This is a genomic window from Winogradskyella sp., assembly GCF_003712105.1.
In the GTDB taxonomy this organism is placed as follows: Bacteria; Bacteroidota; Bacteroidia; order Flavobacteriales; family Flavobacteriaceae; genus Winogradskyella.
The window spans coordinates 45,108-71,288 of record NZ_RHLG01000003.1 but is presented as its reverse complement, the minus strand read 5'-3'; the positions used below and the strand labels follow the sequence as shown (position 1 = coordinate 71,288).

The following is a 26,181-nucleotide window of genomic DNA, read 5'->3' as shown; positions in this document are numbered from 1 at the left end:
ACTACGCCCAAATGAAGCATAATAGAACTGTTTAATAAAGTAACTGCTAATTATTAACTCGAAAAGAGAAAAGTAAATTTATAAAAATATAATAATCAGAGGATTAAATGAATTTCATAATAATTAACAAATTAATTAACAATGATGTTAAACCCAAAAATATCTATACGGAAAGTATATAGAAATCTTGTGATGCTTTTTTGAAAATCCCATTCCATTCGCATATCCTCTTTCAATTTGCCTGCAAAATCAGTTTGTATTTACGAATCTTATTAGAGATGATTTCATCTTACTATGTTCAACCGAATCTTAAATTTAATATTTGCACCACCACTCTACTCCAACAAAAAGAGCTCTTGTGCAAAAGACATAGTTAAGAAAAAAAGGATTTCCAAACGAAAATCCTTTTTACTTTTAATATGTAGAGCTGTAAAATTACCTCACGATTTCTTTATCGCAATAGGTCCATTTTCGGTAGATAAAAATAATAAGCTGCCACCACCATTTATAGTTGCTGTATTAATTATAGGGTGTTTGGAGTAGTCTTTAACGTTTAGGTTAATAATGGGCTTATCGGAGCTTAAGGTAAAGTCGGTTTCTACATAACCGTTTTTTCGAGATATTAATCGTAAATCGCGTTGCGATGCCTTTGGTAAGGTCGCCGTAACACCACCATTCATGGTTACCAGAGAGATTGGATAGCTGTTGTTTAGCTTACTAAAACTTGCATTAATCTCACCATTAGCTGCATTAACCAATGCATATTTACCAATACGGTCTAGCTTTACAGAGCCATTAAGACTATTAATTTCCACGCCATTTTTAACGTTGCTGGCATAAATATTACCGCCTTTAATTAACTCTATTTCTAGAAATAAATGGTTCGGTAGGTTTATAGCCATATCTATAGATTCAAAACCTTTTGGTGCTCTTGCACTTATAAATAACTTTTTGTTTTTAACTTCAAACGTGAGATAACCGGTCACATCCTTGAGCGTTTTAGCTTTTTTTGAGGTATTGGTATAGGTTGCAGTAATGTTAAACTCATTTTTGGAGTCTACGCCTTTTACATTGACATCGCCCCAATACGACGTGATATACACACCAGAAACGGCATTAAATTGTGATAAATCTTGCTGTGCGTTGGTATAAGTGCTTAAAGCTAAAACCAATGCGATTACTGTGATTTGAATTGTTTTCATAAGTGTTCGTTTTTTGATTATTACTGATTTGATAAAATATATGTTGCACGTTGTATCACATAACTATCTAGATCTTGCCTTACGGTAAAGTCTAGTAATTCGTTAGATACATCGATATGAGTTGCGGTTTCAAAGACATTTAAAATGGCCATTTGCACTGATGGTATAGATTGCGACTGTAAACTCTTATAAAATGCCTCATCTAGTTTTAATTGATGTTGTGCTAACAGATCGACGATAGCTACTTTAATGTTTGGATTAATATCGTTTTGCAATTCAGCTTGTAACCAATGGATATCTGCAGTTTCTAGCTGTTTTGTATTTAATTGGTAGATATAGTTTAGCTTTTCAGGATTGTGGCTTAAGGTTCTGTATTCGTTTTCAAAGCTTTGACCAGTATTAAACACGATGAGTAATATAATAACACTAGCTGCAGCTAAACTTATTGGTAGCCATGGTTTCAACCTAATAACAGGTTTTGGTTTAGCGGATGTATCGGCAATAAATTGATAGAGTTTATTGTCTGTTGTTGTATTTGGTTGCTCATGCGGCATCACCTTAAGATCAGCTACCAATTGCTTCAGTTCTTTTGCGTGTTCTTGGACCACTGTATCATCTATGCTTTGCGAATTGCCATCTACATAGTCCATAATGGTTTTATCTAGTTCGTCATTCATCATAACTCTGAGTCTTTTAGTGTCTCTTTTAATCGCTTTAATGCTCTACAGACTTTAATCCTAGCATTATTAACTGTAATACCTTCTGCTGTTGCCATATCTTCATAACTCATTTCTAACAAATAATACATGTTAATGAGGTTACGTTCAGTAGGTTTTAGTTGATTTAAAGCCCGCATCAATGCGCTGTTTCTATAAGTTATATCACTTGATATTTCGCTTTCAGTGGTTTTAGTCTCTGTATGTTCACGCCACGAATTTCCAATAGCGGTCGATTGTTTGGTCTTTTTGAAATAATCTTTAGTGAGATTAGATGCAATTTGAAATAACCAGGATCTCACCTTTCGGGATGATTGATAGCTATTTCGGTATTTATAAACTCTTTCAAAAGTTTCCATGAGTAAATCGTTGCTTGCATCATAATCTCTGACGGTTCTTAAGAAATAATTAAACAGCACGGTTTTATAGCGCTCATAAAGCTTACCAAGCGCATTAACATCGCCACGCTTTAAATTATCTAGTAAAACTTCGTCTTTTAGTTCAGTCATACATCTATTATACTTCCAAGTCGTGCTTTCATTTCACTTTTAAGATAAAAAAATGTGCGTGGTTTGCCCAGAATAGGATATTTGGGTGATCTGAGCAATGATTATAAATTGAGAATGGCAGTAAAGCGTGTAGCTTGTCCTCTACTCCAAATGAATACTGGCAATTTCTAAACTAAACCTTTCGTTGGTTTTGTTACCGATTAAAATGCCAATTTGTTCTAATTTATTGTCGTTGAAATTTGGTCGGTTAAGTCGATAACCTCTAAAATAGGGGTAAAAGTCTTTTAATGGCAATTTTATACTTTGCCAATCGCCTGAGGTTTTAAACTCTTGAACATAAGTAAATCGCTGGTATTCATCAGCTTTTAAACGGCATTGGTAGGTTTTGTTATCACCTTTTACTCTAAGCACAATGTAATCGTAATCTGTGACATCTTTAGTGCTAAATGCATGACGAATGGAAGCAAAGCCACCATTGTTTTCTGTTGTTACATAACCACTAAAAACCCCATGCCCATTATTATTGAGCTGCATTGTGCTTTGTGACAATCCACCCATAACGCCATCATTGACTACATACCAACTGTTTGTATTCGTCGTTTTTGTGAAATCGAAAAGCATGTTCTTTTGCTGCTGCATACTTGTTAAGCAAAGCACTATTAGTAAATAAAACCGCATAACTTAATAATGATATGCAAAAATACCGGGTATTATCTCTATTGAAAAATTATTAACGATACTTTAGGTGGATGATGACCATTGTGTGCTAATTATGCGTGGCTAAAAAATCTCTTCATTTACTTAGTGTTACATCTAGGTTATCATTATTTTTATATCAATGTCCTCTGTACCGACATATCCAGAAGTTACAGCTCTAAAACGCTTTATAAAAGCAAACAACTGCTCTGCAAAGGTGTTGGATGCACCTTATACCATTCATGAGTTTTTAACGCCATTACAATTGCGCATAGGTACCATAGATGTTACTATACATGTACAAGATGAGTACAATGACCTAAGTATTGGCAACCCTTTATTAACCATAATGCTTTGCCTACAAGAGTTAGAGGAAATAGAAGATTCTACTGATTATTTAAACTGGCTAAATTTTCAGGGTATTAAAATAAGTACTGAGCCACTTCGCTCCTACTATCAAAACATGGTTACGATTATGCCAAGTATTAGGGCTAATTTTACCAATAATACCATTACAGCTTTTATTCCTGGGTTAGATTACCAGCTTAATTCTAATAGCATCTATTACCTAAGAGAGAAGTTAATTACCTAGTTAGCGATTTAGCCAATTTTTAAAGTCATTAACTTTTTGTCGACTTACTATAAACTCCTGATCTATTGGTTGTTTCAGATTTAGCTTTAAGCGATGGTTGAAATATTTATCAATTTTAATTATGGCATGTTTAGACACAATCTGTCCACGATTAATCCTAAAGAATTCACTTGGATTTAAAGTATTATACAAGGCATCAATCGTTTCTTCAATAATAAAACGTTTTGTGGCAGTGACACCAAAGGTCATACTGTCTTCAGAATAGACATACAATAAATCTGCTATTCGTAATTGATTATAACCATCACCTTCTTTTACTAAGATACTTTCGCGTTGTTCAGAAACTTGCAAGGTAGATATGAGTTGCTGTATCATTTGCATATCGACAGTAGCATTCTGTTTTGAGCTCATAAACTTATCTAAGGCATGTCGTAGATCTTGCTCTTGAATAGGTTTTAAGAGGTAATCGACACTATTCACCTTAAATGCACGGATGGCATATTGGTCGAAAGCTGTGGTGAAAATAATTGGGCTATTTACTGTGACATTCTGAAAGATTTCAAAGCTAAGTCCATCTGCAAGTTGAATATCCATAAACACCAAATCAGCTTCACCTCCATTTTGAAACCATGCAATACTATCTTCAACCGTATCTATAATAGCTTGAAGGTTGTAATCGAAACCACAGTCTTTTAATAGGTTTTGAAGCTGGTTAGCAGCTCTAGGTTCGTCTTCAATAATGAGTATTTGCATAAAATTTCTTTTGATCGGTATGTGTTAGCAATGGCAATTTCACCGTAAAATGACTATCGGTTTTATTAATCTCTATTTGCTTATCAGACATCAGCGTATAACGTTCTTTTATATTTTTAAGACCAAGTTTAGTCGATGGTAATTGCGTTGATTTTGGTTGTAATTTATTGCTAACTACCAAATAGTCAGCTTCTACTCCAACCTCTATAACCAAAGGCTTCGCCTTAGAAATGACATTATGCTTTACGGCATTTTCTAATAGCAATTGTAAACTCATAGGAATAATTAAATGCTCTTTTTCAGAATCATTAATATGCCATTGCACATCTAAATTGTTTCCAAATCGTTCTTTTTGAATATGAATATAGGCTTCAGCAAATTGAAGCTCATCCGACAGCGAGATAAGATCTGCATTTCCAGATTCTAGAATGAATCGGTATACTTCTGATAATCGGTTTACAAATTCGCGCGCTTCAGCTTTCGTATTTTGATCTATAATATCACGTAGCGTATTCAAACTATTAAAAAAGAAATGTGGCTGAGCTTGATTTCGTAAAGTATCTAGCTGTGCTTGTACGATAGCGTGCTTTGCTTGTTCTTCTTCACGAATAGATTTTTGAAGAAGTACGTAGTAGTAAATCGCTTCATAAATAGCCATGGTCATTGTGCTAATTAAAATAATTGGGACAATAATTTGGAATCTTGCTGGGTGATTATAACTCTCATTAAAAATAAACCCGAGAAATGCATTTCCTATATAATCTACTGCAAAGACTACTATAACGATAGATAAAAAGAATAGCGGAATACGTCTTCTGTTGTCTCTTAATGTTGGATATCGTTTTCGTAATGCAATAAGAATAATTCGGATAATCAGCCAATTTAATGTTGAAAACATCAAAGACACACTCCAGTTTATCGTAGCTTCAATAAAAGGTAGACGTGTAAAAGAGCCTCTTGAAAATAGAAAGTCTGTGACGAAACTCAGGAGTATAATTCCGGCTATCGTGAACCAGATATCATTAAACCCTAAGTATTTTATACGTTTTTCCTTATTTAAAAATCCCATATTTAAAAGATTATACGCTTATAAAAGGCATACCCTGCTTCGCCTGATAAAATGTATAAGCAATCCATAATGCATATAATAACCCAAAACCAATGACCACTGAACTTTGAATATGTCTTGAAGTTTTCAGTTTTTGAGTAACTACTACTGCGAATAAAGGTATAATTTGAATACCATGCAACCCAAAGAAATGCGCAACACGTAAATCACCAGCGATTGTACTCCAATTGAGCAATGGTAATCCTTCGCCACCATCAACAACACCAACATTATGTGCCATTTGGCCAATCATCTGACCACCAACCCAACTTCCAAAAAATACGACCAGCCAGCCTAATAAAATACCCCATTGCACTGGTCTAGAGACTTTCATTTTAAGCCTTATAGTTTCGACAATATAGAATACCATGGTCATTACTACAATACTGATTAAGAGCCCCATAATTCCAAAAAGGATACCATCGAAAGCATTACCTCGGTTAAAGTGAGATCTTACGCCTCTTGATGCTTGAAATACTACAATAACAATTTCGAATGCTAATGGCCAAGACACTAAATTATTAATGATGTTTCGCTTGCGTTTTGAAAATGGATAAAGCGTGGCTAAATATCCAGAAGTCAATACATAAATTCCTCCTGATATGGAGAATTTTAATGGTTTTATCCAAGTATTAATGCCTGTAACCATGCGCGTATCTAGAAAGAAACCTACAATACAAACAGCGACCAAAACAAAGTGCAATATCCCAATGTAATATAAGATTGGGCTTTCTCTTTTTACTATGGATAAGATGTCTTTTAGCGTTTTCATGATGTTTGTAGTTTAATAGCTCTTATAGTCATAAAAAGTAAGAAGCCAACTGGTCCAAGCATGAATGTACCAATTAAACAAGGCACCATAATAAGTTGATGAATCCCTAATTTTTGATTCTGGTTTAACATCCACATGCCTATTAATAAGTCAAATGCCAAATAATGCACCCAACCTGCCATAACGGCATTCTCTTTAGTAAAGACGTCCATTACACTGCTTAGGTTACCAAAATCTAATCCGCCACCAGCTTGTATATATGATAGCATATAAACTATATAGCTAAGCGATAATAGTAAGGGAATGACTTTAAAGTCAATAAGAAAACGTGTGCCTTTCCATTTAGGAAGCACAATCATTAAAATCCACATGAGCATTGCCATGAGATTTGCGATGGAAAAAACTTCTGCTGTTGTCATATTATAATTTTTTGATTGAATATGACACAAAAGTCTTTAAAATATAATGTGTTTTGCTAGTTTTCTATTGAATCGTCGTTATTGGTAGTTGAAATGATACAGATAGAGTATCCATAACAAAAAACCCATAACACTACTTTGCTATGGGTTTTTTAATATGCTTAAGAAAGATTAATATTCCTTAGGCTTTAAAAAAGCTCATTTTATAAGGCACTAATCCTTATCAACATCTACATAATCATAACCTTGATTAATACCTTTTTCAAGTGCTGGTACACCACGTTGCATCCACATAGGTTTTTGAGCACCTTTGAGATAATAATCAAAGAATTGAGACATTCTTAAATTAAAATCAATCCGGTTTTGCCATTTTAATGGCCAATGTGGTTCGTCATTATAATTTAAGAACCATGATGGTTTACCGAGACGTCTCAAGCTTACAAAGAACTCTATACCTTGATACCATGGTACGTGACCATCCGCGTCATTGTGCATAATTAATAATGGCGTATTAATCTTATCAATATTGAATATTGGAGAATTTTCGACATATCGTTGTGGATATTCCCATGGCGTACCTCCTATTCTACTTTGTGTATGCTCATATTGAAACTGACGGCTTAAACCAGTCCACCATCGAATACCACCATAGGCACTAATCATATTAGGAACTGGAGCACCAGATTCAGCAGCTTTAAAAATATCTGTCTTAGTCACCAAATATGCAATTTGATAACCACCCCAACTATGGCCTTGAACACCGATATTATCTTTGTCTATAAATCCTTTCTCAATAAGCATAGTTACACCTGGAATCACACAATTAAAAGCGCTTTCACCAGGATAACCATCTCTATAGTGCACATCTGGGTTGAAAATAACATAGCCACGACTGGCATAGAATGAATAGTTAATGGTGCTTCTTCCATAAGATGGTGCACGATGGCGGTACAACCCGTTTGAACTTTTTTCATAAAAGTTAACAATCATCGGATAGGTCTTATTAGGGTCAAAGTTTTCTGGCTTTATAAGCATACCTTGCAATAGTTTTCCATCTAAGGATGTCCATTCTACCATTTCTGCAGTTCCCCAATTATACTCACGTTGCTGAGGATTAACATCAGTGATCTGTTTTGGTGATTTAAAACTTGTATTCGTGACCCAAAGATTAGGGAACTCAGTGAAAGATTCTTTGGTAAATAGCATTCGATTGTTTTTATCGTTTTGAGCCATGATGAATCCTCCAAATGAATTAGGACCTTCCATCAGTTGTTTGAGAACCTTCTTTTTAGGATCATAACTTGCGGTTCCACCATATTTGTTATCCTCATTAAAAGTGCTTAACATCCAGGTTTTATTCGCAGGAATGGAGCGCTCATCATCATCTAATTTAACGTAGCGATAGCGCATATACGAAGCTCTTCCATTCGTTAAATTTTCAGAGGTGCCAGTTTCAGGATTGAATGCCCAAATATCATAACGGTCATAAATTAAAAACTTATCGTCATTTTCTGTCCAACCTGCTGAGCCATAACTATAAGGATCATCAGGGTAATCATGCAATTCATTATAAAATTGACGCCCTTTTGTAAGTGCCTTATATTTTAACGTTTCGAGATTATAGGTAAACCATGTGCTGTCTTTACGACTGTAGCCATATAGATATTTTCCTTTTGGGCTTAATGAAGAACCGCCATAAACCTTTGTAGCTATTTCGCGATGTTCTCCTGTATTTAAATCCACCAACTGCATATCCATAGGCCGTTGCGCTGTCCATTGGCTTTGTAATAAATATGGTGTTTGATTACCAATTACCGCATAATTGCTATTTCCTTCATCACTGTAACGCGCAATATCAAAGTCATTATTTGCAATTTGAATTAATTTATTTTTATTAAAATCAAACAAGCTTAGATAGGATTTTTTCTTATCATTCTTAGCATCAAGCTCTTGTACGGTATATAATCTTGGTTCATCATAGGTCCAAACTTCTACATTCACTATTTCCTCGTCTAGTAACGTTGTGTCTTGAACAATAGGCTTTGTTCTAAGTCCAAAAAACAAACGAGATTCATTTTTTGAAAACTGCAAACTCTTATCTGTTGAAACATACAGCTTTGAGTTATTATCTATTGAATTTACAATGACACTAGCTTGATTTTCTCCAAGCGTCCAAGCGTATAATTTTGGTGCTTTTATTAAGCTTTTTGTAGAATCTGAATCGACAATAAAGCTAACGCGCTCTCCTGATTCGGAAATTCCCAATTGTGGATATTTGGTTTTGTAATGACTCGATAATAATTGCGTGTTTTTCATTTTATCTACATCATAGTGATATATACCACCACCAAGACTATCGACAACTCCAGATGTGGCATAAACGAGATGACGACCTTTTTTGGCAATGGCATAGCGATGCACATACCTTAGCGTATCCTCTACACCAGTTTCTAGATGTCGTATTACTAAATGATATCCGTTTTCTTTAGAAACTTTTTTTAGTTTCTTCTTTTTAGCTTTTATACTATCTTTTACTTTAGACTTTAAAGTGTCTTTACGCTTTGACTTGTCTTTCTTCTTAGGATTAGGGGATTCAAGTGTATATGCTACAATACCAGACCATTTTTCTGGTAGCTTATATGCTTTTACATTAGGTATCTTTGTTAAAGATTTACTTTCAATATTATAAATCATCAAAGTATCTTTAGGCAAATCTTTCTTTTTAACTTTTTTGCGCTTCATTTCCTTGATACTGTCTTTAAAGGCATTTACAGCGAAGGTGACATACTTTGAATCATAAGTAAATGATCCACCTTTGCTACGTTTGTAAGACATTATTTTTTCGCCTTTACTATCTAAAAGTTGTATTATTTGTTCTTTCTCACCTTTTTCTTTCGCAAAAAGCACATTTGCCCCTGAATTAGAAATTTTTGTATTTCTAATACGGTTCCATAAGGCTTTGTCTTCATGCTGCATTACTTTTTTCTGAGCATTTAAAGTCAACGCAAATCCAAAAACTATAAGTAAGGCTAATAATCTCATGATGTTCTATGTTTAATTTTTGTTTTCATAACCACGGCCAGGTGTGTATGGCGCTCCCGAATTGATCAATTGCTCTTCTAAAGCTTTAATAGCCTCATTATAGATACGTTCCATTTGTGACTTAATAGCAGTAACCTCTTCTTTAACAATAGCATAACTATCTAAATGAGTTTTTGTAGGTGTAGACGTTGTATACTTTTGCTCATAACCTATAGACCCTAATCGACTTGCGGGAGAAGGTGGTTGATCTATATCCAATCTGCGTTTTATTGGATCTCCATACATAGCGAGTTGAACTTCATTCAATTGCTCTTCAATTGATTTTACACTTGCAGATAAATTACCGAGTGGTTGTTCAGCTCTTTTTATTGCTGCTTTAATATACCTGAGTTTGTTTCTTGATTCTGACATTAAATTCTGAGCTATTCCAAAATCTGCTTGAAGCTTTGCTAGTTCTTTTTGGAACGCAACTTTTTCTGCTCTATTATCGGCAGGCATTTCAACATTATTTAATGCTTTTACTTCAAAAACAACTGGGCTAACCAATGATTTTAAATTACCATTTTGTAATAATCCCATCTCAACTGTATAGTTACCAGGTAGTACTAGTGTGCCTTCATCTGCACCACTGAATGGATTATAAAACTGAGGTTTATTTAGATTAATTGGGTTTTGAAGCGTATATCTCAAATTCCAATGAAAACGTTGAAATCCTTTCTTCGCTGGCCTAAATTCTTTTTTTACAACTTTTCCTGATGCATCCTTTATAGTAAAGACAAGTTCGTCTTTAGATTCTTCATTTTCAGCTTTTAAGTCCGTATAACTAGGATAAGGTGTGCTGTTATTAGATTTAATTAATTCTTTATCTGCTTTTTGACGTTTATCTTTTAAAGACTCGTAAGACGTATTATAATAATATGTAATAATTGCCTCAGGGCCTAAGTTTTGTGCAGTATAAAAATTATCACCTTGAAATGATTTGCCAGGTAACCCTAATGGACTACTCTGCTCCCACATTAAAGCTGGTCTTATCGAATAGATTTTAGCGTCATCTGATGGTTCAGAATTTTCTACAGATCGCAATACAGAATAATCATCCATAACATAAAATCCACGACCAAACGTTCCAAGAACTAAATCATTTTCACGTTCCTGGATTGCAATATCTCTAACCGCAATAGTTGGTAATCCGTTTTTTAATTGTTTCCAATTTTGTCCTTGGTTTGGTGAGAAGAATACACCAAATTCAGTACCAGCAAAAACGAGATTTTTATCCACATGATCTTCTTCTATAGCATAAACACTTCCACGTTCTGGAAGATTACTTTGAATGGCTTTCCAGCTTAAGCCTTTATCAATTGACTTAAATATATAAGGTTTGAAGTCACCATATTTATGATGATTAAATGCTGAGTAAATCACATTTTCATCATGTTTAGACAAGTAAACACTATTTACGTAAGATTGATTTGGTGCATTTGGAATATTATCAATTTTGTTCCAAGTTTGACCGCCATCTTCGGAGATATGAATTAAACCGTCATCTGTGCCAGCAGCTAAAAGATCTTTATTTATTGGTGACTCTGAAAATGCTACAATGCTACCATAAAGAGACGTAGATCCATTTTTCATAACGGCATCAATACTTACAATGCGGTCATACACTTTTAAAGTATTTCTGTCTATTTGTTTGGATAGATCATCACTAATGACATCCCAACTATTTCCATAATCATCTGATTTAAAGACTTTTTCTGCTGCAAAATACAAACGACCAGGTACATGCCTACTGACTACTAAAGGTGCATCCCAATTAAATCTGTATGCATTTTCTCCTTTACGAGCCTTAGGTTTTATACCAACAATTTCACCACTTTTCTTATCGAAGCGTACCAAACCACCATATTGAGATTGGGCATATACAATATTTGGATTATTTGGATCTATTTGCGACTCAAAACCATCACCTCCATTTGTAATAAACCATTCTGAATTTCGAATCCCGTGGTTAGTTAAAACTCTTGATGGACCTCCAAGACTGAAGTTATCTTGAGTCCCACCGTAAATATTATAAAACGGATAATCATTATCTACGGCAACTTTGTAAAATTGGGTAACAGGTAAATTCTTTTTAAAATCCCATGTTTTAGCTGCATCAAAGGTTTCGTAAATCCCACCATCACATCCAACGACCCAGTGGTTGTTATTATTGGGATTTATCCACATACAATGATTATCAACGTGTTTAGTGTCTTCACCTACCAACTTGAATGTTTTGCCTCCATCATGAGTTACAGACATCCAGGTATCCATAGAATACACAGTATGTTCATCAATAGGGTCAGCAATTATTTCTTGATAATAATTACCGCTAGTGACATGTGAACTTCTTTTTTTCCAACTCGCTCCTCTATTTGTTGAAGCAAAAAATCCACCTTTACCATTGGCGGCTTCAACTATGGCGTATATAATTTCAGGGTTTGCTGGTGATATTGCTAAGCCGATACGACCTAGCTCCTCACTAGGTAAACCTTTATTTATCTTGGTCCATGTTTTTCCTCCATCTTCACTTTTGTGCATAGCAGAACCAGGTCCACCACCTACATATGTATAAACATGTCGTCTTCTTTGTAATGTTGAAGCATATAATACATCAGGATTTCTTGGATCCATTACGACATCATTTACACCTGTATGCTCATCAACCTCAATTAAAGAACTCCAGGTTTCACCACCATCTTCAGTTTTATACAATCCTCTATCGCCACCTTTACTCCATAATGGTCCAATGGCTGCTACATAAACTATATCTGAATTTTCAGGATGGACAATTATTTTCCCAATATGTTCAGAATTCTTTAGACCAATATTTTTCCATGATTTTCCGCCGTCTAAAGATTTATAAACACCATCACCATAAGCTACTGATCGTTGATTATTATTCTCTCCAGTACCTACCCAAATAACATTTGAATTATTAGGGTCTATTGTTATACAACCTATAGAATAAGATCCTTGACTATCAAAAACTGGTTTGTATGTAACTCCCGAATTCACTGTTTTCCAAACTCCTCCTGAAGCAGTTGCAACATAATACTCGAATGGATTATTAGGATTAAATGCAAAATCTGCTATTCGTCCAGATGTTAGTGCTGGACCAACATTACGCCACTTTAGTCCTGAAATATTTATGTCTTCAAGTGGTGTTTTTACTTCTTTTTCTTTTGATTTTTTTTGGGCATGACTAGATGTACTGAAACTAAGTATTAGTGTCAGCACAACAACTACGAATTTGTTCATAATAATATGGTAATATAAAGGTTGGTATTAGTTCTAAAAGATTATGCTTAAAGTTGAGTTATATAGATGGTTAGTAATATGAGAATTTTATCTCTTTAAAATTATTGTATTTATGAATATTAAATGTGAATTATATTATAAAATATATTTAAGTAAACTTTATCTTACCAAAAATAGTTGACAATTTATATATTTGCAACTGAGTTGCAATAGTTGTTATTGACATAAATTCATTAGAATGAAAAGAATTATATATTTCAGTGTTTTATTAGCACTAGTGTCTTGTAATAGAATTCCAGAAGAAAAACGCGTTTTAGAAAAAGACAAGGCTGATAAGGTATTTGTAATGCAAGTTCCTAAAGCCAGATGTGCTAATTGTCAAAAGGTAATTGAAGGTGGTTTACAAAATGTTGCTGGTGTAAAACAGTCCATTCTTAATTTGCATACAAAAGAAGTTTCAGTCGTTTACAAGCCTGAAGAAATCTCAAAAATTGATTTAGAAGAAAAAGTAAAAACACTGAAAGGTCAGATTCCTTGCAAATAATACTACTTTTACCTTAGATGAAACCTAAATTATTTTTTTCGTTTTTGCTTTTAAGCGCATTCCTGTTCGCTTCACTCTCAAGTCATCCACTAAAGCTCACCGCTTCCGAGATAAAATACGATGAAAAGACCAAAAGCATTCGTGTAGATTGTAGAGTATTCATAGACGATTTTGCTCCAGTAATAAATAAGACGCTATTTGATCGTTTAGAGAATTCAAACATCACAGAAGACGATAAGTTAGCGATTCAAAATTATTTTGCTTTTAATTATAGAATATCAATTAATGGCAAGGTTCTACCTTTTAAAATTAAGGATTACAAGGTCCAATCTAATGTTATGAACATTGAATTTGCAAAGAACTATATCACATTAAAAAAGGGCGATAAACTATACATAGAAAACAACCTTCTTTTTGAAGTGTTTGGCCCAATGCAAACCAACTGGGTTACATTGCGTATTCCGCCATTTATACCAAAAGGTAGTTTTGAAAGTCAGATTGAAAGTAACTCGTACTCACAAACATTTTAATATTAATAACATTATACTATGAACAATTTTTTTGCTAGTGGTTGGGAACATATTGTTGATATCAATGCCTACGACCATTTATTATTTGTAATGACACTTTGTGCTGCATTTAAACTCAACCAGTGGAAACAGATACTAGTTATAATCACAGCATTTACAATTGGTCATAGTGGTACACTTATTTTAAGTGCATTAGATATTATACCTGTAAACCCTGATATAATTGATCTTTTAATTCCGTTTACAATTATGATTACTGCTATTGCTAATATTGTGAATTACGATAAAAATAAATCGTCTGACACAAAATTAAAGTACATTATTGCCTTAGTATTTGGACTTATACATGGTTTAGCTTTTGCCAGTAATTTTAAGTTTATGTTATTTGAAGACAGTATTATAATGCCACTATTCTTATTCAATGTTGGTATAGAGGTTGGTCAATTATTTATTGTTCTGCTCTTTATGATTGCATTATGGATATATACGAAAATAATTAAAGGCGAGCATTTAAAATGGAATCTGTTTGTGTCTGGTGCTGGTTTTGGTATAGCAGCAACAATCTTCTTGAATGCCCTTTAAATACATATATTAGTTAAAACTTTCTGTCAATAGCTTTTGTAAACTTTCCCAAGATTGCATATCAGCTTTAGCATCGTATGCAAGTGGTAAATCAAACTTCTTGGCATTTTCATCTGCAGCTTTAGATGTAAAACTGTGCTTTACACCAGGATACGACACATACTCATATTTTGCACCAATAGAATCTAATGCTGATTTAAACGCAACTACAGATTCAGGATTAATAAAAGGATCATCTGCACCATTACAAACTAATACTTTGGCTTTTAATTTATCGTTAGGCATAACTGGTAAGCCAACACCACTATGAAATGCAGCTACCGCATCAAGATCAGCTCCGCTGTTTGCCATAGTCAAAGCCACACTTCCTCCAAAACAATACCCTATTGCAGCTATCTTTTCTGCATCAACGGATTTGTGTTCTTTTAATAGGTCTAATGCCGCATTAAAACGTGCTGTTGCTTCTGGCAGGTTAGAAAACACACTCATGGCAAATTTACCTGCATCATCAGGATGGCTTGCTTGCTTACCATCACCGTACATATCTACTGCGATTGCGGTATATCCTAATTCGGCTAGCATATCTGCACGCTCGCGTACATAATCATTGTGTCCCCACCATTCGTGAACTATAATAACTCCTGGTCGTTTACCTGCTTTAGCTTCGTCATAAGCAATATAGCCTTTAAGATTAGTAGAATCTGTAGCATAACTCACTTCTTGTCCATTGATTTTTATTTCTACGTCTTCTCGAGTTATGTCTTCTTTAGCTTCTTTGTCTTGTTTGCAAGAGCTTACAATAATTAAACTTATAACTAGAATGCAATTGATAAACTGTTTCATTTTTTGGTGGTATATTTTAGATTTCTATAAAGGTAATAAATGTTTGAATGATTTATAAAAACTCGTCAATATCTATATCATCATCGTCGTGATCGTAATGTCTAGTGAGATATCTTGAAATGATTACAAATACTACAAAAGCTACAGAAAACCCCATGAGTAACCAAACCGTTAACTCTCTATCAGTTTCTGCTTTTAGAAAACCATTCAGAATTTTATTTACAAGAAATAACAACATTGGTTAGGGTTGTATTAATTTAGAATGCCATTCACCATCAAGATACTCATATAATGTGCGTTTATGAAATCTTGATGTTTCAAATTGCATGAATTCTATTCTAATGGGTTGTATCGAAAAACCACTCCAATACATTGGCCTTTCAATCTCAGAAGAATCAGAAATTAATGATTGGATATCATTTTCAAGAGTTTTTAAATCTGCTATTTCTTCGCCTTGCTTACTTAGTCTTGATACGGCTTTAGAAGCTCTACTTCTATCATTAAAATATTGCTCGGCTAAATCGTCTGTGATATATTTTGCAATACCTTGAATCCTGACTTGCCGGTTGGTTTCAGTCCACCAAAAGGTTAAGGCAACATTTGGATTTGCTCCTATTTCTATACCTTTTTTTGAATCTAAAGGCCCAGTAACTATGAAGGTATTATTTCTGACTTCTTTTAAAGATACAAAACGAGCATTTGGAAATCCATCCGTTCCAATTGTAGATAAGCACACAGCAGAAGGAATCTCGCGCTTAGATAGTTTTTGTTCTTCTGAATACCAAGAACTGAATAAATCAATTGGTTTTAACATATAACCACAAAGTTATATACTAACTGTATTAAGTTGAAATTAAAGCTAAATTATTTCCTGTAGTCATCAATAATTGAAGCGCTTACCCAATAAATATCTTGATTACTACTATAGAAGAAGTATTTACCGTCTTTTGTTACAAACGGACAGAGCTCATGACCTCTAGTGTTAATTTTGCTACCCATGTTGACAGACTGTGTCCAAGAACCATCTTCGTTTTTAAAACTAATATAAAGATCACCACGACCAAAACCATCTGGACGATTACCACAAAAAATAACATAAGATTCGTCTGGGGCAACAAAAACATCGGCTTCGTAATGACTTGTATTTATTTCTGAAGGTAATGCCACTGCTTTTTGAAACTTACCATTTTTAAACTTTGAGGTATAAATATCAAAATTACCATTAGTTCTACCCGAGGCAAAATACATGGTGCCATCATTAGTAAATGAAATGTAATACTCATCACTAGAGGTGTTTATGTTTTTACCAGCGTTAATTGGTTCTGACCAATTGTTGTCTTGACGCTCTACATACCAAATATCATAATCTTTTGGTTCGCTTTTACCATCCAAAGCACGTTTAGAGATAAAATACAGTCGGTTTTCATCTGGAGATAAAAATGGATCATTATAGCCATATTGTTTATGAACCATAATGGTCTTTGGTGCAGACCAACTCTCACCTACTAGTTCACTGTATCGCATTTCCTCCTTGCCATTGATAGAAACACCGTAGTAAAACTCAGTTCCAGCGGCATTAAAAACTGAGCCAAATTCGTATTCATTATCAGTAGAAATAATATTTAGTGCAAATACTTCAGGAGTATTACCTGGTGGCTTCTGCTTTAAATAGATATTAGTCTGTGCTTGACTTTGAACACAAAAGATAGCAGTTAAAACTAAAGGAAATAAGGATGATTTCATTGGTTTAGAGGTTTGTTTAATAAACGTATTTCAACTGATGTTTAGTGTAATCATTATTACTTTAACTCTTCTACTAACCATAATGGTGTTTTGTTAAATATTGACCAATCTGCTTCGAGTGCTTTATAAAGCTCATCAAGTTCTTTAGTTTCAGCAGCTGATACAACTTTATCTTTTTTGAGTTTTAAGATATAATCCATTAATTCATAGCAAGCCGTAAATTGCCCACAAGCAATTAAGGTTTCCATACGGTTTTTAGCAATATCCGTTTTATCCCACCAAAGCGTTGTTGGTGTTTCAGAAGCAGTTAAACACACGCTTTCTAAACATTTTTTTGGTTTAGGTATATCCTTGTTGTAATCATTGTTTCCATATAGTGACGGCTGGCCGTTTAACTTGTATACTGTATTAGTAATGCGCTTATGCTCTAAATCAGGGTTTGAGTAAAAGATATCATAATTTAAGCGACGTATTTGTTTTAAAAACACGTCATTAATCATTGTCATAGCTGAACTTACACGTTCCAGAGTCATTCGCTGTACTAGGCTAATATCTAACTTCTTAAACGTTGCTATATCGTCTAATAAGGATTCTGGTACATTCTTTTTAAATAAGTCTTTAGCACGTCTTAAGACATTATTTTTCACAGCAGAAGCGACTATGCCAAATACACTTAGTAATATGCCAATACCCATAATAGAACTTCCAATGATATATATACTTGTGTATGCTTTTGGCCCAAAAGCATTCATATAGTTTAAGACAATTGATAGTATACCAATTATTAAAACAATAATGTAAAATGGTTTTATTGTAAAATATTGCAAGAATTTATTAATAATGCGCTCTACTGTAGAATTCTTACCGATCTTAGTATTGGCTTGTTTCCAAGGTTGCATTTTATAACTACCAACATCATTCACCATAATAAGATCTAATGCATCATCCATACGGTCATTAATACGTAACATACTATCTATACCTTGATTATCGGCAATTCCACCATCCATTATACCAACACCGTCAGCGAATCTGTCAATATGTTTTAATGCTTTGTATTCTGGAGATATTTGATTTTTAAAATAATCATCCGGAAACACCAAAGGTTCAAAACCAACGGGAAAGCAAGACGATGACGCAATAACATCTCCCAATTGCACATCGTAACGCAGCGCATTAACTTCTTTTTGAAAATCTCGATATAATGGGTTATTACCAAAATAACCACGATTCTGAAAACGATAGGTTAAACCAAATGAAAAATCGGTAGCATTAAAACAAACCTGTTCTAATTGTTTTATAGTATCTGGTTGAAAATCATGAAAATCTCCTCTAAACACGGGCATTTCGGCATAAGTCAATGCAAATGCATTAATTAGAGAACGCTTTTTATGTGGATTAGCCTCCCAAACACTAGTGTCTTCTAATTTAGAAATAGCTGTTTCTAAAAGCTTGTCATTTTCAGGAGTAAAGGTGTGATAAAATGTTTTAAAAAAAGACTTAAAATCATAGTTATCTGCTTGCACTGCCTTAGCATAGGCTACAGCTAATAATGTACCACCACTAACACTACTTAAGGCTTTTACAGAAGATAATAGTGATGTACCGTTATAATTAACTCGGTCTAAGTAAGATACAATTCCTAATGCGAAAAATGTTGCTCTGTAACCACCGCCACTAAAGCATAAACCTATGTTTTTAAATGGTTGAAACCGTTGCGACTTCCCGTCACCTGGTTTAGAATCGCTCATAATTGATGTTTAAGATTATAAATTTTACAATCTTAGTTTAGCCGCCAATCAAGTGCTTAATAAATTTAAGAAATCGTCGAATTAAATAGCTACGTAAGGGAGTTCAAATATATGAAACTAATCGAAGATTAAGTAGTTATAAAAACAAAAAGCTGAAAGAAAATTCTTTCAGCTTTTTGAGCGGTTAATGGATATAGATTTATTGTATTGGTTTTAAATTACTTGACACGATAAAGTCATGTGTTACTTCAAGTAAATTATTAGTATCCTTTAGTATTAATATGCGTTTTTCTTCACCACGTTTTAGCATTTTTTTACGACAGCGCTTACTCAACATAGGGTCCGAATCAAAAAATAATGATGGTAGTGCATATTCTGTTTGGTCTGGTAATTCAACTTTTAAGTACAATTCTTGTATCTGATTGTATAGTCTATCGCCACCAGGTACAAACGTGTAAAAAGTATATTTACCATTGGCATCGGTAGTTAGTGTTGCTGCATGACGTAATATTTTAACACCATTCTCCTTATAAAACTTAAAATTGCCATCTTCATCAGCCTGATTCAATGTAATTTTATGATTAGCAGCAGGTGTAGTTCCGTCAGCAAGATATAATGTTCCCGTAAGTTTAAATTTAGTTGTACGTTCATTATAGTCGGCAATAGTAGCTTCACTCATAGTATTTTGAATAAAATCTATTGATTTAAATTCATTATTGCTAGTCTGTGCGAAAGAAACATATACTAAGATTATGAAGATGGTACTTAGTAATTGAGGTTTTGTTTTCATGGTTTATGAATGATTTGGACTTACAATGTTGTCATAATTTTATGTAAGTCCATAAAAATCAAATGAATGCATTAAAAACTCGATATAATGAAGAGAAATGCAAATTCTATCGGTAAACCGCATGCTATCCACACCCTTTTTTCTATTCATTTTATGAAAAAACTAAAGAAATGAACTGAAAATTAAACAAGTGTATTTCATCTGATAAATATGCTTTTAGTCTAGTGTTTATGCAGTTTATCGCTCTTTTATGCATTTCATTGATAAAATAAATTTCAAAAAAAGTAACTCTTATTGATTGAAAATCATAAATATTTATATAGATTTGTCTTGCCCACAAAAACAAAAATCTACAAAAATGAAGACAAAACTGAACCTATTAATCGTCTTAATATTTTGTGTATCTACATTTAGCTTTGCCCAAAAAAAGACAAAATCTAAGTCATTTATTAGTGGTAAAATAAACATTGCAAAATATCATGAACGCGAGGAACTAAACAGAATGAATAAAGGCGATTTATTGGATTTGTATGTTGAACGCATAGAAGTCATTGTTAATATATTACCAAATATCGCTTTTGCAACAAGTGCAAATGTCACTATGGAATCATTAGGAATTCCTAATACTAAGGAGAATTTAAAAGCTCTTGAAGAGAATAAAGAAGCTTCTGCAGATTACTTTGATAGCACTATTGAATTTCAGAAGAAAATTCTACCTTATTCAGATACTTCAGACTTAATTGCTGCGATTTTATTTTACGAAACAACACTAAAATCTTTATATACCTACGAAGATTTTAAAGCTAACTAAATAAATTATCAAATTTAAAAGCCTCAATCCATTATGATTGGGGCTTTTTTGTTTATTATCATCACTGTTTTTGTAAAGGTTTTAAAAGTTTTCATTAAAAATCTCGTTTAAAAGATTTTATTTGTAAGTATTTTCGTTTTTTTCTAAAAGATTTGAGTAATACATCGATATAATTTGTATTTGATAGGCAATAATATTAGGTTTGATATGTCCCTCTCTAATATTTAAACTTAACCTACAATGAAAAAAATTACGCTTCTAGCGCTACTGTGTGTATTTTCAATTACCATAACTGTCGCTCAACAGGAAAAAGGTATTATTGGTTTTGATAACTGGTTAAATACTTGGACCGATTTTAAACCTAATACTTCAACTTACGGAGAACCAACGCAAATTTTAACTGGTAATATTACCAGTGATATTACGCTTAAAAAACAAGACACTTATCTATTGGTAGGCAACGTTTTTGTAACTGACAGCACAACACTCACCATAGAACCTGGCACTGTAATACTTGGTGATTACCAAACCAAAGCATCATTGATTATTAGTAACGGCTCAAGAATTATTGCAGAAGGTGAGCAAACTGATCCAATTGTATTTACGTCTAATCGTCCTATGAAAAAGCCTGGCGATTGGGGTGGTATTTTTATCCTTGGAAATGCACCAACCAATAAATTTGGTAACGAAGGACTTTTAAATTATGGTCTTAAGCCAGATAACTTGAACGATATAAGCTATGGTGGCGAAAATACGATGAGTAATTCTGGTGTGCTAAGCTATATTAGAATTGAATATGCCGGACTGCAGACAAAAAGCTATGGCTATTTAAATGGATTAACACTTGCCGGTGTAGGAAACGAAACACTTATAGATAATGTAATGGTAAGCTATGCCTTAGGAAATGCTTTTAAAGTTGAAGGTGGAAATGTAACACTAAATAAGTTAGTATCATATCGCTGTAATCAAAATGACTATATGTTTAACGATGGCGCACAGGTACTTATTGACAACTCATTGGCGATTCGTTCACCATTTGTTTCTAGCCCCGAAGGTTATAGATGTATGTACTTATCGTCATATGACAATAAAGATGATGTAGATCCTAATAAACCAAGCACGCTAGTATTAGCTTCTAACCTAACACTTATTAATGCCACTGACGATCTTAACAAAGCCATAAACATTGGCCTGGTTAAAGAAGCTATTTACATTAAAAATGATGCTAAATTCTCCTTAAAGCAAAGTGTTATTTCAGGTTTTAAACCGGCAGTGTACTTAGATGAAGATATGGTTATAAATAACGATAACCTTCAGAATATCAGCTTCGAACGTACATATTTTAATAATTGTACAGGAAATATTTTTAAAAAATACAACTCTAATAATGAGGATCTAGAAAGCTGGTACGGAAGTCGTGCTTTTGACAATGTGTATTCTAAAGGTCCGGATTCAGAAACATTTATTGATTTAAAACATCCGAAAACACCAGACTTTAGATTACGAATAAATAAAATCGTTGCTACAACAGATAAGGACGATTTTGAAGATTATGATGATAACTAATTAACGCTTAAGTAAAGTTATTTGCCTATAGCATAAAATTACAAGACCAACTACATGCGCTCCAAAATTGCCTTCATAAGGATTAAACATCTGTGTCTATGGCTTACTATGTTGTGTTGTGTTGAGCTATTAACAGCTCAAATAGTCATTGGCACACCTAGTTTGGGATTTAGCCAAGCATGTGCAAGCCCATCGTTTAACACCTATAGCACAACCTTTATTTTTTCTCCAGAATCTGGACTACAAAGTAATAACCAATTTATTGTTGAATTGTCTGATGCTGAGGGTGATTTTAGTGACGCAACCGTTGTTTATACTTCGGCTAGTGGAAGCATTACAACATCTCCTGCATCTATTAATTTTTCTTTACCTACAACAACATCTGGAGAAGGCTACAAAATTAGGATTAAAAGTACATCTCCAGTTGCTACGAGTACAAGCTCTGTAGCATTTCCTGCATATTATAAGCTACAAGATTCACCATTTACAATAAATAATTTGGTATCATCTGGGGCATTTTGTCCTGGTGGAAGTTATCTACTCACAATAGACAATCCTGGAATTAATGGTAACGATTCGCCATTGAACTATCCATCATTAACCTTTAATTGGTACAAAGAGACTGGCCCAACGTCATCTATCTTTATTTCGGAGGGCGAAACATTATCTGTATCAGAAGAAGGTACATACTTTGTTGAAACTAATTATGGTACATGTACATCAGATTCATTTTCTAATCGTGTTGAAATTGTACAGGCTTCAACTGGTGTTGCTAATGCAGAGATTGCATCAAGTTTAGGTAATCCTTATTGTCCTGAACAAGGTTTAACAACTTTAAGTACAATTGGCGGTTTAAGTTACCAGTGGTATCGTGATGGTGATATTATTGATGGTGCAACAGAGCAGTTTTATCAAACTAATGAATCAGGTATGTTTTCTGTTCAGGTTGATCTTGGAGATTGTCAAACTTCAGGGACAATAGACTTACAAAGTAATCTTTTTGATGCTGAAATTAATGTCGATGAAACCAATGAAATAGAAGATGGCTCTGAATTAGATGTAGAAGTTACTACAAACGCTAATAACCCAGAATTTCAGTGGTTTATAGATGAGACTTTAATTGACGAAGCCGATGATAATACTTATACAGCCACCGAATTTGGTATGTACCGAGTGGTAATAACAGAAACTGTTGGCTGTGCTGGATCTCGTGAAATAGTATTCGAGGTTAGCGAAGCTCCTGAACCATTTCCTGATGTAGATAATATTCCAAATTTAATTAGTCCTAATAGTGATGGCATCAATGATACTTGGGTAATTCCAACAGCATATGTAAGTGGAACAAATACGACTATTGAGATTTTCTCGAGCCAAGGAAAACGAGTGTTTCAAACTACTAATTATCAAAATAATTGGCCACTAAACAATTTAAATATCACGAGTATCAATCAGGTATTCTATTATATAATAACCACTAGTAATGGCGATACAAAAAAAGGTTCCATTACAATTATAAGATGAATTTAAAAGCACTTATATACATATCACTAGTCTTACTTTTTGAACCACTTTTGGCTCAAGACACAGACGGTGTTGTCGCTTTTGATTTGCCAATACGTAACTCATTGACCTTTAATAGAACATTACTTAATCCAACATTTAGTTATGTTAGGGAGCAAAACAGATTTATTAGTGCTTACAATAAACGCGAATGGGTACAGTTTAACGACGCACCTCTCTCCTATGTTGTAGCATACTCTGGTAGATTTACAGATAATATAGGTGCCGGTATCAGTTTGTTTCAACAAGATTATGGTGTTTTAACAACCTACGGTGGCGTTATTAATTTTGCATATAATGCTAGACTAGAACGAGACACCAATCTTACTTTTGGTCTTAACATGGCTGCATATAGTAGTGGCATAAACTCTGGTAACGTGGTTACTAATCTTCCAGACCCATCATTGAATACTATTGAAAACAATTTTTTATTAGCTGTTAATCCAGGTGTAAATTTTGGAACAACATTTCTAGATTTCGGTATATCAATCAACAATCTTCTGTTATATAACATTCAAACATCAGAGTTATTGGACGATGTGCCAAACCGCGGCATTCAAGGGCATATAATGTACACAGGTTATATGTCTAGCCGTGGTTTTTTTGATGATAGTAAGTTTACAGGATTGCTTAGAAGTGAGTTTAGAGAAGATGAAACCATAATTGCAGGTAATGTAATGCTTAGTATTCCTAAAGGATTTTGGGTACAAGGTGGTTATAATACAAAATTTGGTGCATCTGCAGGCTTAGGTCTTAATATTACTGAAGAAATTGCTCTTGAGTATAACTACGAAATGGCATTGGGAGACATAAGCAATTTTGGTCCTTCTCACGAGATCACATTGGCTTATAGATTTAAAAATGAAAAATTCTTCGATTATAACCGTCAAGATGAAGTGACTTCATTAATAAAGACAAATAAGAAAAGATCAGGTGCATTTACCCGATATGTTGCTGCTAAACGCAAAACTGAAGAACCTAAGTTAGACACTATAGAAATTCCTGCTAAAGAAGAAACTCAAGAAGAATTAGATGAACTCGAAGCGCTTCAGAAAGCAGAAGACGAAGAAAGAGCAAGAAAAGAAGCAGAACGTTTGGAGAGAGAACGGCTTGCCAGAGAAAAACAAGCTAAGCTCAAAGCACAACAATTAGCTAAAGAAAAGGCTGAGCGACTAAGATTAGAAAAACTCGAAAGAGAGCGAATTGCACGTGAAAAGGCAGAACAAGAACGACTAGCAAAATTAGAAACTGAGCGCTTAAAGAAAGAAAAGGCTGAGCAGGAAAGACTTGCACAACTTGAAGCAGAACGCCTAGCAGAAGAAAAGGCTGAACAAGAAAGATTGGCTCAACTTGAAGCGGAACGCATTGCAAAAGAAAAAGAGCAAGCCGAATTAGATGCCATTAACAATCCAAAGAATGAGCTTGAAAAGTCAATGAAGCGTCTTATTGATGATGTAAAATCTGATACCGAAAAGCAAAGTGACTTACTAGATGAATATGACAAGGCAGTAGAAGGTAAAAACGAGAATTTAAAAAATCTAAAGGAAGAAAATGATTTAAGCGAGCAAGGTATTGTAGTAAAACCAAAACCTTTTAAGAGTATTACTAAAGAAAATGAAAGACTTAGAAAAATTAAAGAAGACTTAGATAAAACTATTTCTGATAGAAGTAATAAAATAGAGGAGCTAGAAAAACTATATGATGAGATGTATGAAGCAGATACCATTGTAAACGAAGTCGTAATGTTATACTACAAAAAAGAAATTACTCGTCTTAAGTCTGAGCAAATTAAGACTTCAGAGCTTAGAGCTGATTTGGAAAAGAAATTAAACGATATTCAAGTAGCTATTGAATTTGAGAAACGTCGTCGCATAAAACGTGCTGAATTTGATAATGAAGAAGAACGATACAAACAAGATAGAACACGATTAGCTAACCTGAAGAAAACTACCCAAATCAACACCACAGAGCTCAAGCCAGATGATTTTGATTTTGGAAAACCACAGAATAGCAATATTCAAATACTTAAAAATATCAACTATGTAGATAGTGGGTATTATGCTGTACTTGCTATACATAGTGATATCGGTAAACGTGATGATTTTATCAAAAAGGTATTGGCTTCAGGTTTAGCAAGTGTAGAATTTTTCTATGATGTAAATACAAGTAAATATTATATATACGCAGAAAAAGTAGAAACCATTCAAGAAGCAAATAGAAAACTAAAAGAGAAAGATAATGAACCCTATAATAGAAACATGTCAATTATTAAAATAGAGAACTAAGTAACATATCACCACGTCTGCTAGTAGTTATTAAGCCCCAAACCAGATGATTACTAAGTAGCGAAAA

Annotated in this window: 24 protein-coding genes; 8 read left to right on the top strand and 16 right to left on the bottom strand. The window is 33.8% G+C overall.

Features of this window, described 5'->3' with window-relative positions; all coding sequences use genetic code 11:
* Nucleotides 1-440: 440 nt before the first annotated feature.
* The 4 genes from ED556_RS08180 to ED556_RS08165 form a co-directional block, all read right to left on the bottom strand.
* On the bottom strand, nucleotides 441-1,202 hold the full coding sequence (locus ED556_RS08180) for a hypothetical protein (protein ID WP_296321976.1): 762 nt from the start codon (nucleotides 1,200-1,202) through the stop codon (nucleotides 441-443).
* Between the two features lie 20 nt (nucleotides 1,203-1,222).
* Nucleotides 1,223-1,879 carry a hypothetical protein gene (locus ED556_RS08175; RefSeq protein ID WP_296321973.1) on the bottom strand — a complete coding sequence of 219 codons (657 nt, stop codon included), beginning with the start codon at nucleotides 1,877-1,879 and terminating at the stop codon, nucleotides 1,223-1,225.
* Complete coding sequence (locus ED556_RS08170) at nucleotides 1,879-2,427, bottom strand: RNA polymerase sigma factor (RefSeq protein WP_296321970.1); 549 nt, start codon at nucleotides 2,425-2,427, stop codon at nucleotides 1,879-1,881. Before ED556_RS08170 ends, ED556_RS08175 begins: the two co-directional genes overlap by 1 nt.
* Before the next feature lie 141 nt (nucleotides 2,428-2,568).
* Complete coding sequence (locus tag ED556_RS08165; protein ID WP_296321967.1) at nucleotides 2,569-3,066, bottom strand: CIA30 family protein; 498 nt, start codon at nucleotides 3,064-3,066, stop codon at nucleotides 2,569-2,571.
* A 199-nt stretch (nucleotides 3,067-3,265) separates the two neighbouring features.
* Between ED556_RS08165 and ED556_RS08160 the strand changes: the two genes are divergently transcribed.
* On the top strand, nucleotides 3,266-3,715 hold the full coding sequence (locus tag ED556_RS08160; RefSeq protein ID WP_296321963.1) for a hypothetical protein: 450 nt from the start codon (nucleotides 3,266-3,268) through the stop codon (nucleotides 3,713-3,715).
* Here the strand turns inward: ED556_RS08160 and ED556_RS08155 are convergent, their stop codons facing one another.
* From ED556_RS08155 to ED556_RS08130, 6 genes are all read right to left on the bottom strand, one after another.
* Nucleotides 3,716-4,468, bottom strand: a complete 753-nt coding sequence (locus tag ED556_RS08155; protein ID WP_296321960.1) for a LytTR family DNA-binding domain-containing protein — start codon at nucleotides 4,466-4,468, stop codon at nucleotides 3,716-3,718.
* The gene (locus ED556_RS08150; RefSeq protein ID WP_296321956.1) at nucleotides 4,449-5,537 is read right to left on the bottom strand and encodes a histidine kinase; all 1,089 of its coding nucleotides are present in this window, start codon (nucleotides 5,535-5,537) and stop codon (nucleotides 4,449-4,451) included. Before ED556_RS08150 ends, ED556_RS08155 begins: the two co-directional genes overlap by 20 nt.
* 10 nt (nucleotides 5,538-5,547) lie before the next feature.
* A complete protein-coding gene (locus ED556_RS08145; protein ID WP_296321954.1) occupies nucleotides 5,548-6,348 on the bottom strand; it encodes a hypothetical protein in 801 nt (266 codons plus the stop codon).
* A complete protein-coding gene (locus tag ED556_RS08140; protein WP_296321951.1) occupies nucleotides 6,345-6,767 on the bottom strand; it encodes an ABA4-like family protein in 423 nt (140 codons plus the stop codon). Before ED556_RS08140 ends, ED556_RS08145 begins: the two co-directional genes overlap by 4 nt.
* 213 nt (nucleotides 6,768-6,980) lie before the next feature.
* The gene (locus ED556_RS08135; RefSeq protein WP_296321946.1) at nucleotides 6,981-9,809 is read right to left on the bottom strand and encodes a prolyl oligopeptidase family serine peptidase; all 2,829 of its coding nucleotides are present in this window, start codon (nucleotides 9,807-9,809) and stop codon (nucleotides 6,981-6,983) included.
* A gap of 12 nt (nucleotides 9,810-9,821) precedes the next feature.
* Nucleotides 9,822-13,109: an exo-alpha-sialidase gene (locus ED556_RS08130; RefSeq protein ID WP_296321944.1), complete on the bottom strand. Its 3,288-nt coding sequence runs from the start codon at nucleotides 13,107-13,109 to the stop codon at nucleotides 9,822-9,824.
* A 238-nt stretch (nucleotides 13,110-13,347) separates the two neighbouring features.
* Between ED556_RS08130 and ED556_RS08125 the strand changes: the two genes are divergently transcribed.
* Genes ED556_RS08125 through ED556_RS08115 form a run of 3 tightly spaced genes read left to right on the top strand, consistent with a single transcriptional unit; the run spans nucleotide 13,348 to nucleotide 14,765 of the window.
* Nucleotides 13,348-13,653, top strand: a complete 306-nt coding sequence (locus ED556_RS08125; RefSeq protein ID WP_296321942.1) for a cation transporter — start codon at nucleotides 13,348-13,350, stop codon at nucleotides 13,651-13,653.
* Between the two features lie 17 nt (nucleotides 13,654-13,670).
* Nucleotides 13,671-14,183, top strand: coding sequence for a DUF6702 family protein (locus ED556_RS08120; RefSeq protein WP_296321940.1), 513 nt, complete (start codon nucleotides 13,671-13,673; stop codon nucleotides 14,181-14,183).
* An 18-nt stretch (nucleotides 14,184-14,201) separates the two neighbouring features.
* Nucleotides 14,202-14,765 (top strand): HupE/UreJ family protein, encoded by a 564-nt coding sequence (locus ED556_RS08115; RefSeq protein WP_296321937.1) that lies wholly within the window; start codon nucleotides 14,202-14,204, stop codon nucleotides 14,763-14,765.
* Nucleotides 14,766-14,774: 9 nt separating this feature from the next.
* On the opposite strand, the gene ED556_RS08110 is transcribed toward ED556_RS08115, so the two are convergent.
* From ED556_RS08110 to ED556_RS08085, 6 genes are all read right to left on the bottom strand, one after another.
* Nucleotides 14,775-15,608, bottom strand: a complete 834-nt coding sequence (locus tag ED556_RS08110; protein WP_296321934.1) for a dienelactone hydrolase family protein — start codon at nucleotides 15,606-15,608, stop codon at nucleotides 14,775-14,777.
* 52 nt (nucleotides 15,609-15,660) lie between these two features.
* Nucleotides 15,661-15,846 carry a hypothetical protein gene (locus ED556_RS08105; protein ID WP_296321932.1) on the bottom strand — a complete coding sequence of 62 codons (186 nt, stop codon included), beginning with the start codon at nucleotides 15,844-15,846 and terminating at the stop codon, nucleotides 15,661-15,663.
* A gap of 3 nt (nucleotides 15,847-15,849) precedes the next feature.
* Nucleotides 15,850-16,422, bottom strand: coding sequence for a pyridoxal 5'-phosphate synthase (locus ED556_RS08100; RefSeq protein WP_296321929.1), 573 nt, complete (start codon nucleotides 16,420-16,422; stop codon nucleotides 15,850-15,852).
* A 50-nt stretch (nucleotides 16,423-16,472) separates the two neighbouring features.
* On the bottom strand, nucleotides 16,473-17,351 hold the full coding sequence (locus ED556_RS08095; RefSeq protein WP_296321927.1) for a hypothetical protein: 879 nt from the start codon (nucleotides 17,349-17,351) through the stop codon (nucleotides 16,473-16,475).
* Nucleotides 17,352-17,407: 56 nt separating this feature from the next.
* Nucleotides 17,408-19,102 carry a patatin-like phospholipase family protein gene (locus ED556_RS08090; RefSeq protein WP_296321924.1) on the bottom strand — a complete coding sequence of 565 codons (1,695 nt, stop codon included), beginning with the start codon at nucleotides 19,100-19,102 and terminating at the stop codon, nucleotides 17,408-17,410.
* A gap of 199 nt (nucleotides 19,103-19,301) precedes the next feature.
* Complete coding sequence (locus ED556_RS08085; RefSeq protein WP_296321921.1) at nucleotides 19,302-19,892, bottom strand: hypothetical protein; 591 nt, start codon at nucleotides 19,890-19,892, stop codon at nucleotides 19,302-19,304.
* 358 nt (nucleotides 19,893-20,250) lie between these two features.
* On the opposite strand from ED556_RS08085, the gene ED556_RS08080 reads away from it, so the two are divergent.
* The 4 genes from ED556_RS08080 to ED556_RS08065 all read left to right on the top strand — a co-directional run bounded on the left by ED556_RS08080 (nucleotide 20,251) and on the right by ED556_RS08065 (nucleotide 26,114).
* On the top strand, nucleotides 20,251-20,703 hold the full coding sequence (locus tag ED556_RS08080; protein ID WP_296321918.1) for a hypothetical protein: 453 nt from the start codon (nucleotides 20,251-20,253) through the stop codon (nucleotides 20,701-20,703).
* 240 nt (nucleotides 20,704-20,943) lie between these two features.
* The gene (locus ED556_RS08075; RefSeq protein WP_296321915.1) at nucleotides 20,944-22,269 is read left to right on the top strand and encodes a hypothetical protein; all 1,326 of its coding nucleotides are present in this window, start codon (nucleotides 20,944-20,946) and stop codon (nucleotides 22,267-22,269) included.
* A 54-nt stretch (nucleotides 22,270-22,323) separates the two neighbouring features.
* Nucleotides 22,324-23,790: a gliding motility-associated C-terminal domain-containing protein gene (locus ED556_RS08070; RefSeq protein WP_296321910.1), complete on the top strand. Its 1,467-nt coding sequence runs from the start codon at nucleotides 22,324-22,326 to the stop codon at nucleotides 23,788-23,790.
* Nucleotides 23,787-26,114 (top strand): PorP/SprF family type IX secretion system membrane protein, encoded by a 2,328-nt coding sequence (locus ED556_RS08065; protein ID WP_296321907.1) that lies wholly within the window; start codon nucleotides 23,787-23,789, stop codon nucleotides 26,112-26,114. The genes ED556_RS08070 and ED556_RS08065 overlap by 4 nt, the downstream gene beginning before the upstream one ends.
* The last annotated feature ends 67 nt before the right edge of the window (nucleotides 26,115-26,181 follow it).

Coding starts and splice junctions, on each gene's coding strand:
- ED556_RS08080 (WP_296321918.1), top strand. CDS start 20,251: ATGAAGACAAAACTGAACCTATTAATCGTCTTAATATTTTGTGTATCT.
- ED556_RS08145 (WP_296321954.1), bottom strand. CDS start 6,348: ATGAAAACGCTAAAAGACATCTTATCCATAGTAAAAAGAGAAAGCCCA.
- ED556_RS08175 (WP_296321973.1), bottom strand. CDS start 1,879: ATGAATGACGAACTAGATAAAACCATTATGGACTATGTAGATGGCAAT.
- ED556_RS08070 (WP_296321910.1), top strand. CDS start 22,324: ATGCGCTCCAAAATTGCCTTCATAAGGATTAAACATCTGTGTCTATGG.
- ED556_RS08155 (WP_296321960.1), bottom strand. CDS start 4,468: ATGCAAATACTCATTATTGAAGACGAACCTAGAGCTGCTAACCAGCTT.
- ED556_RS08180 (WP_296321976.1), bottom strand. CDS start 1,202: ATGAAAACAATTCAAATCACAGTAATCGCATTGGTTTTAGCTTTAAGC.
- ED556_RS08090 (WP_296321924.1), bottom strand. CDS start 19,102: ATGAGCGATTCTAAACCAGGTGACGGGAAGTCGCAACGGTTTCAACCA.
- ED556_RS08115 (WP_296321937.1), top strand. CDS start 14,202: ATGAACAATTTTTTTGCTAGTGGTTGGGAACATATTGTTGATATCAAT.
- ED556_RS08120 (WP_296321940.1), top strand. CDS start 13,671: ATGAAACCTAAATTATTTTTTTCGTTTTTGCTTTTAAGCGCATTCCTG.
- ED556_RS08100 (WP_296321929.1), bottom strand. CDS start 16,422: ATGTTAAAACCAATTGATTTATTCAGTTCTTGGTATTCAGAAGAACAA.
- ED556_RS08135 (WP_296321946.1), bottom strand. CDS start 9,809: ATGAGATTATTAGCCTTACTTATAGTTTTTGGATTTGCGTTGACTTTA.
- ED556_RS08125 (WP_296321942.1), top strand. CDS start 13,348: ATGAAAAGAATTATATATTTCAGTGTTTTATTAGCACTAGTGTCTTGT.
- ED556_RS08140 (WP_296321951.1), bottom strand. CDS start 6,767: ATGACAACAGCAGAAGTTTTTTCCATCGCAAATCTCATGGCAATGCTC.
- ED556_RS08130 (WP_296321944.1), bottom strand. CDS start 13,109: ATGAACAAATTCGTAGTTGTTGTGCTGACACTAATACTTAGTTTCAGT.
- ED556_RS08075 (WP_296321915.1), top strand. CDS start 20,944: ATGAAAAAAATTACGCTTCTAGCGCTACTGTGTGTATTTTCAATTACC.
- ED556_RS08110 (WP_296321934.1), bottom strand. CDS start 15,608: ATGAAACAGTTTATCAATTGCATTCTAGTTATAAGTTTAATTATTGTA.
- ED556_RS08150 (WP_296321956.1), bottom strand. CDS start 5,537: ATGGGATTTTTAAATAAGGAAAAACGTATAAAATACTTAGGGTTTAAT.
- ED556_RS08065 (WP_296321907.1), top strand. CDS start 23,787: ATGAATTTAAAAGCACTTATATACATATCACTAGTCTTACTTTTTGAA.
- ED556_RS08165 (WP_296321967.1), bottom strand. CDS start 3,066: ATGCAGCAGCAAAAGAACATGCTTTTCGATTTCACAAAAACGACGAAT.
- ED556_RS08095 (WP_296321927.1), bottom strand. CDS start 17,351: ATGAAATCATCCTTATTTCCTTTAGTTTTAACTGCTATCTTTTGTGTT.
- ED556_RS08105 (WP_296321932.1), bottom strand. CDS start 15,846: ATGTTGTTATTTCTTGTAAATAAAATTCTGAATGGTTTTCTAAAAGCA.
- ED556_RS08160 (WP_296321963.1), top strand. CDS start 3,266: ATGTCCTCTGTACCGACATATCCAGAAGTTACAGCTCTAAAACGCTTT.
- ED556_RS08170 (WP_296321970.1), bottom strand. CDS start 2,427: ATGACTGAACTAAAAGACGAAGTTTTACTAGATAATTTAAAGCGTGGC.
- ED556_RS08085 (WP_296321921.1), bottom strand. CDS start 19,892: ATGAAAACAAAACCTCAATTACTAAGTACCATCTTCATAATCTTAGTA.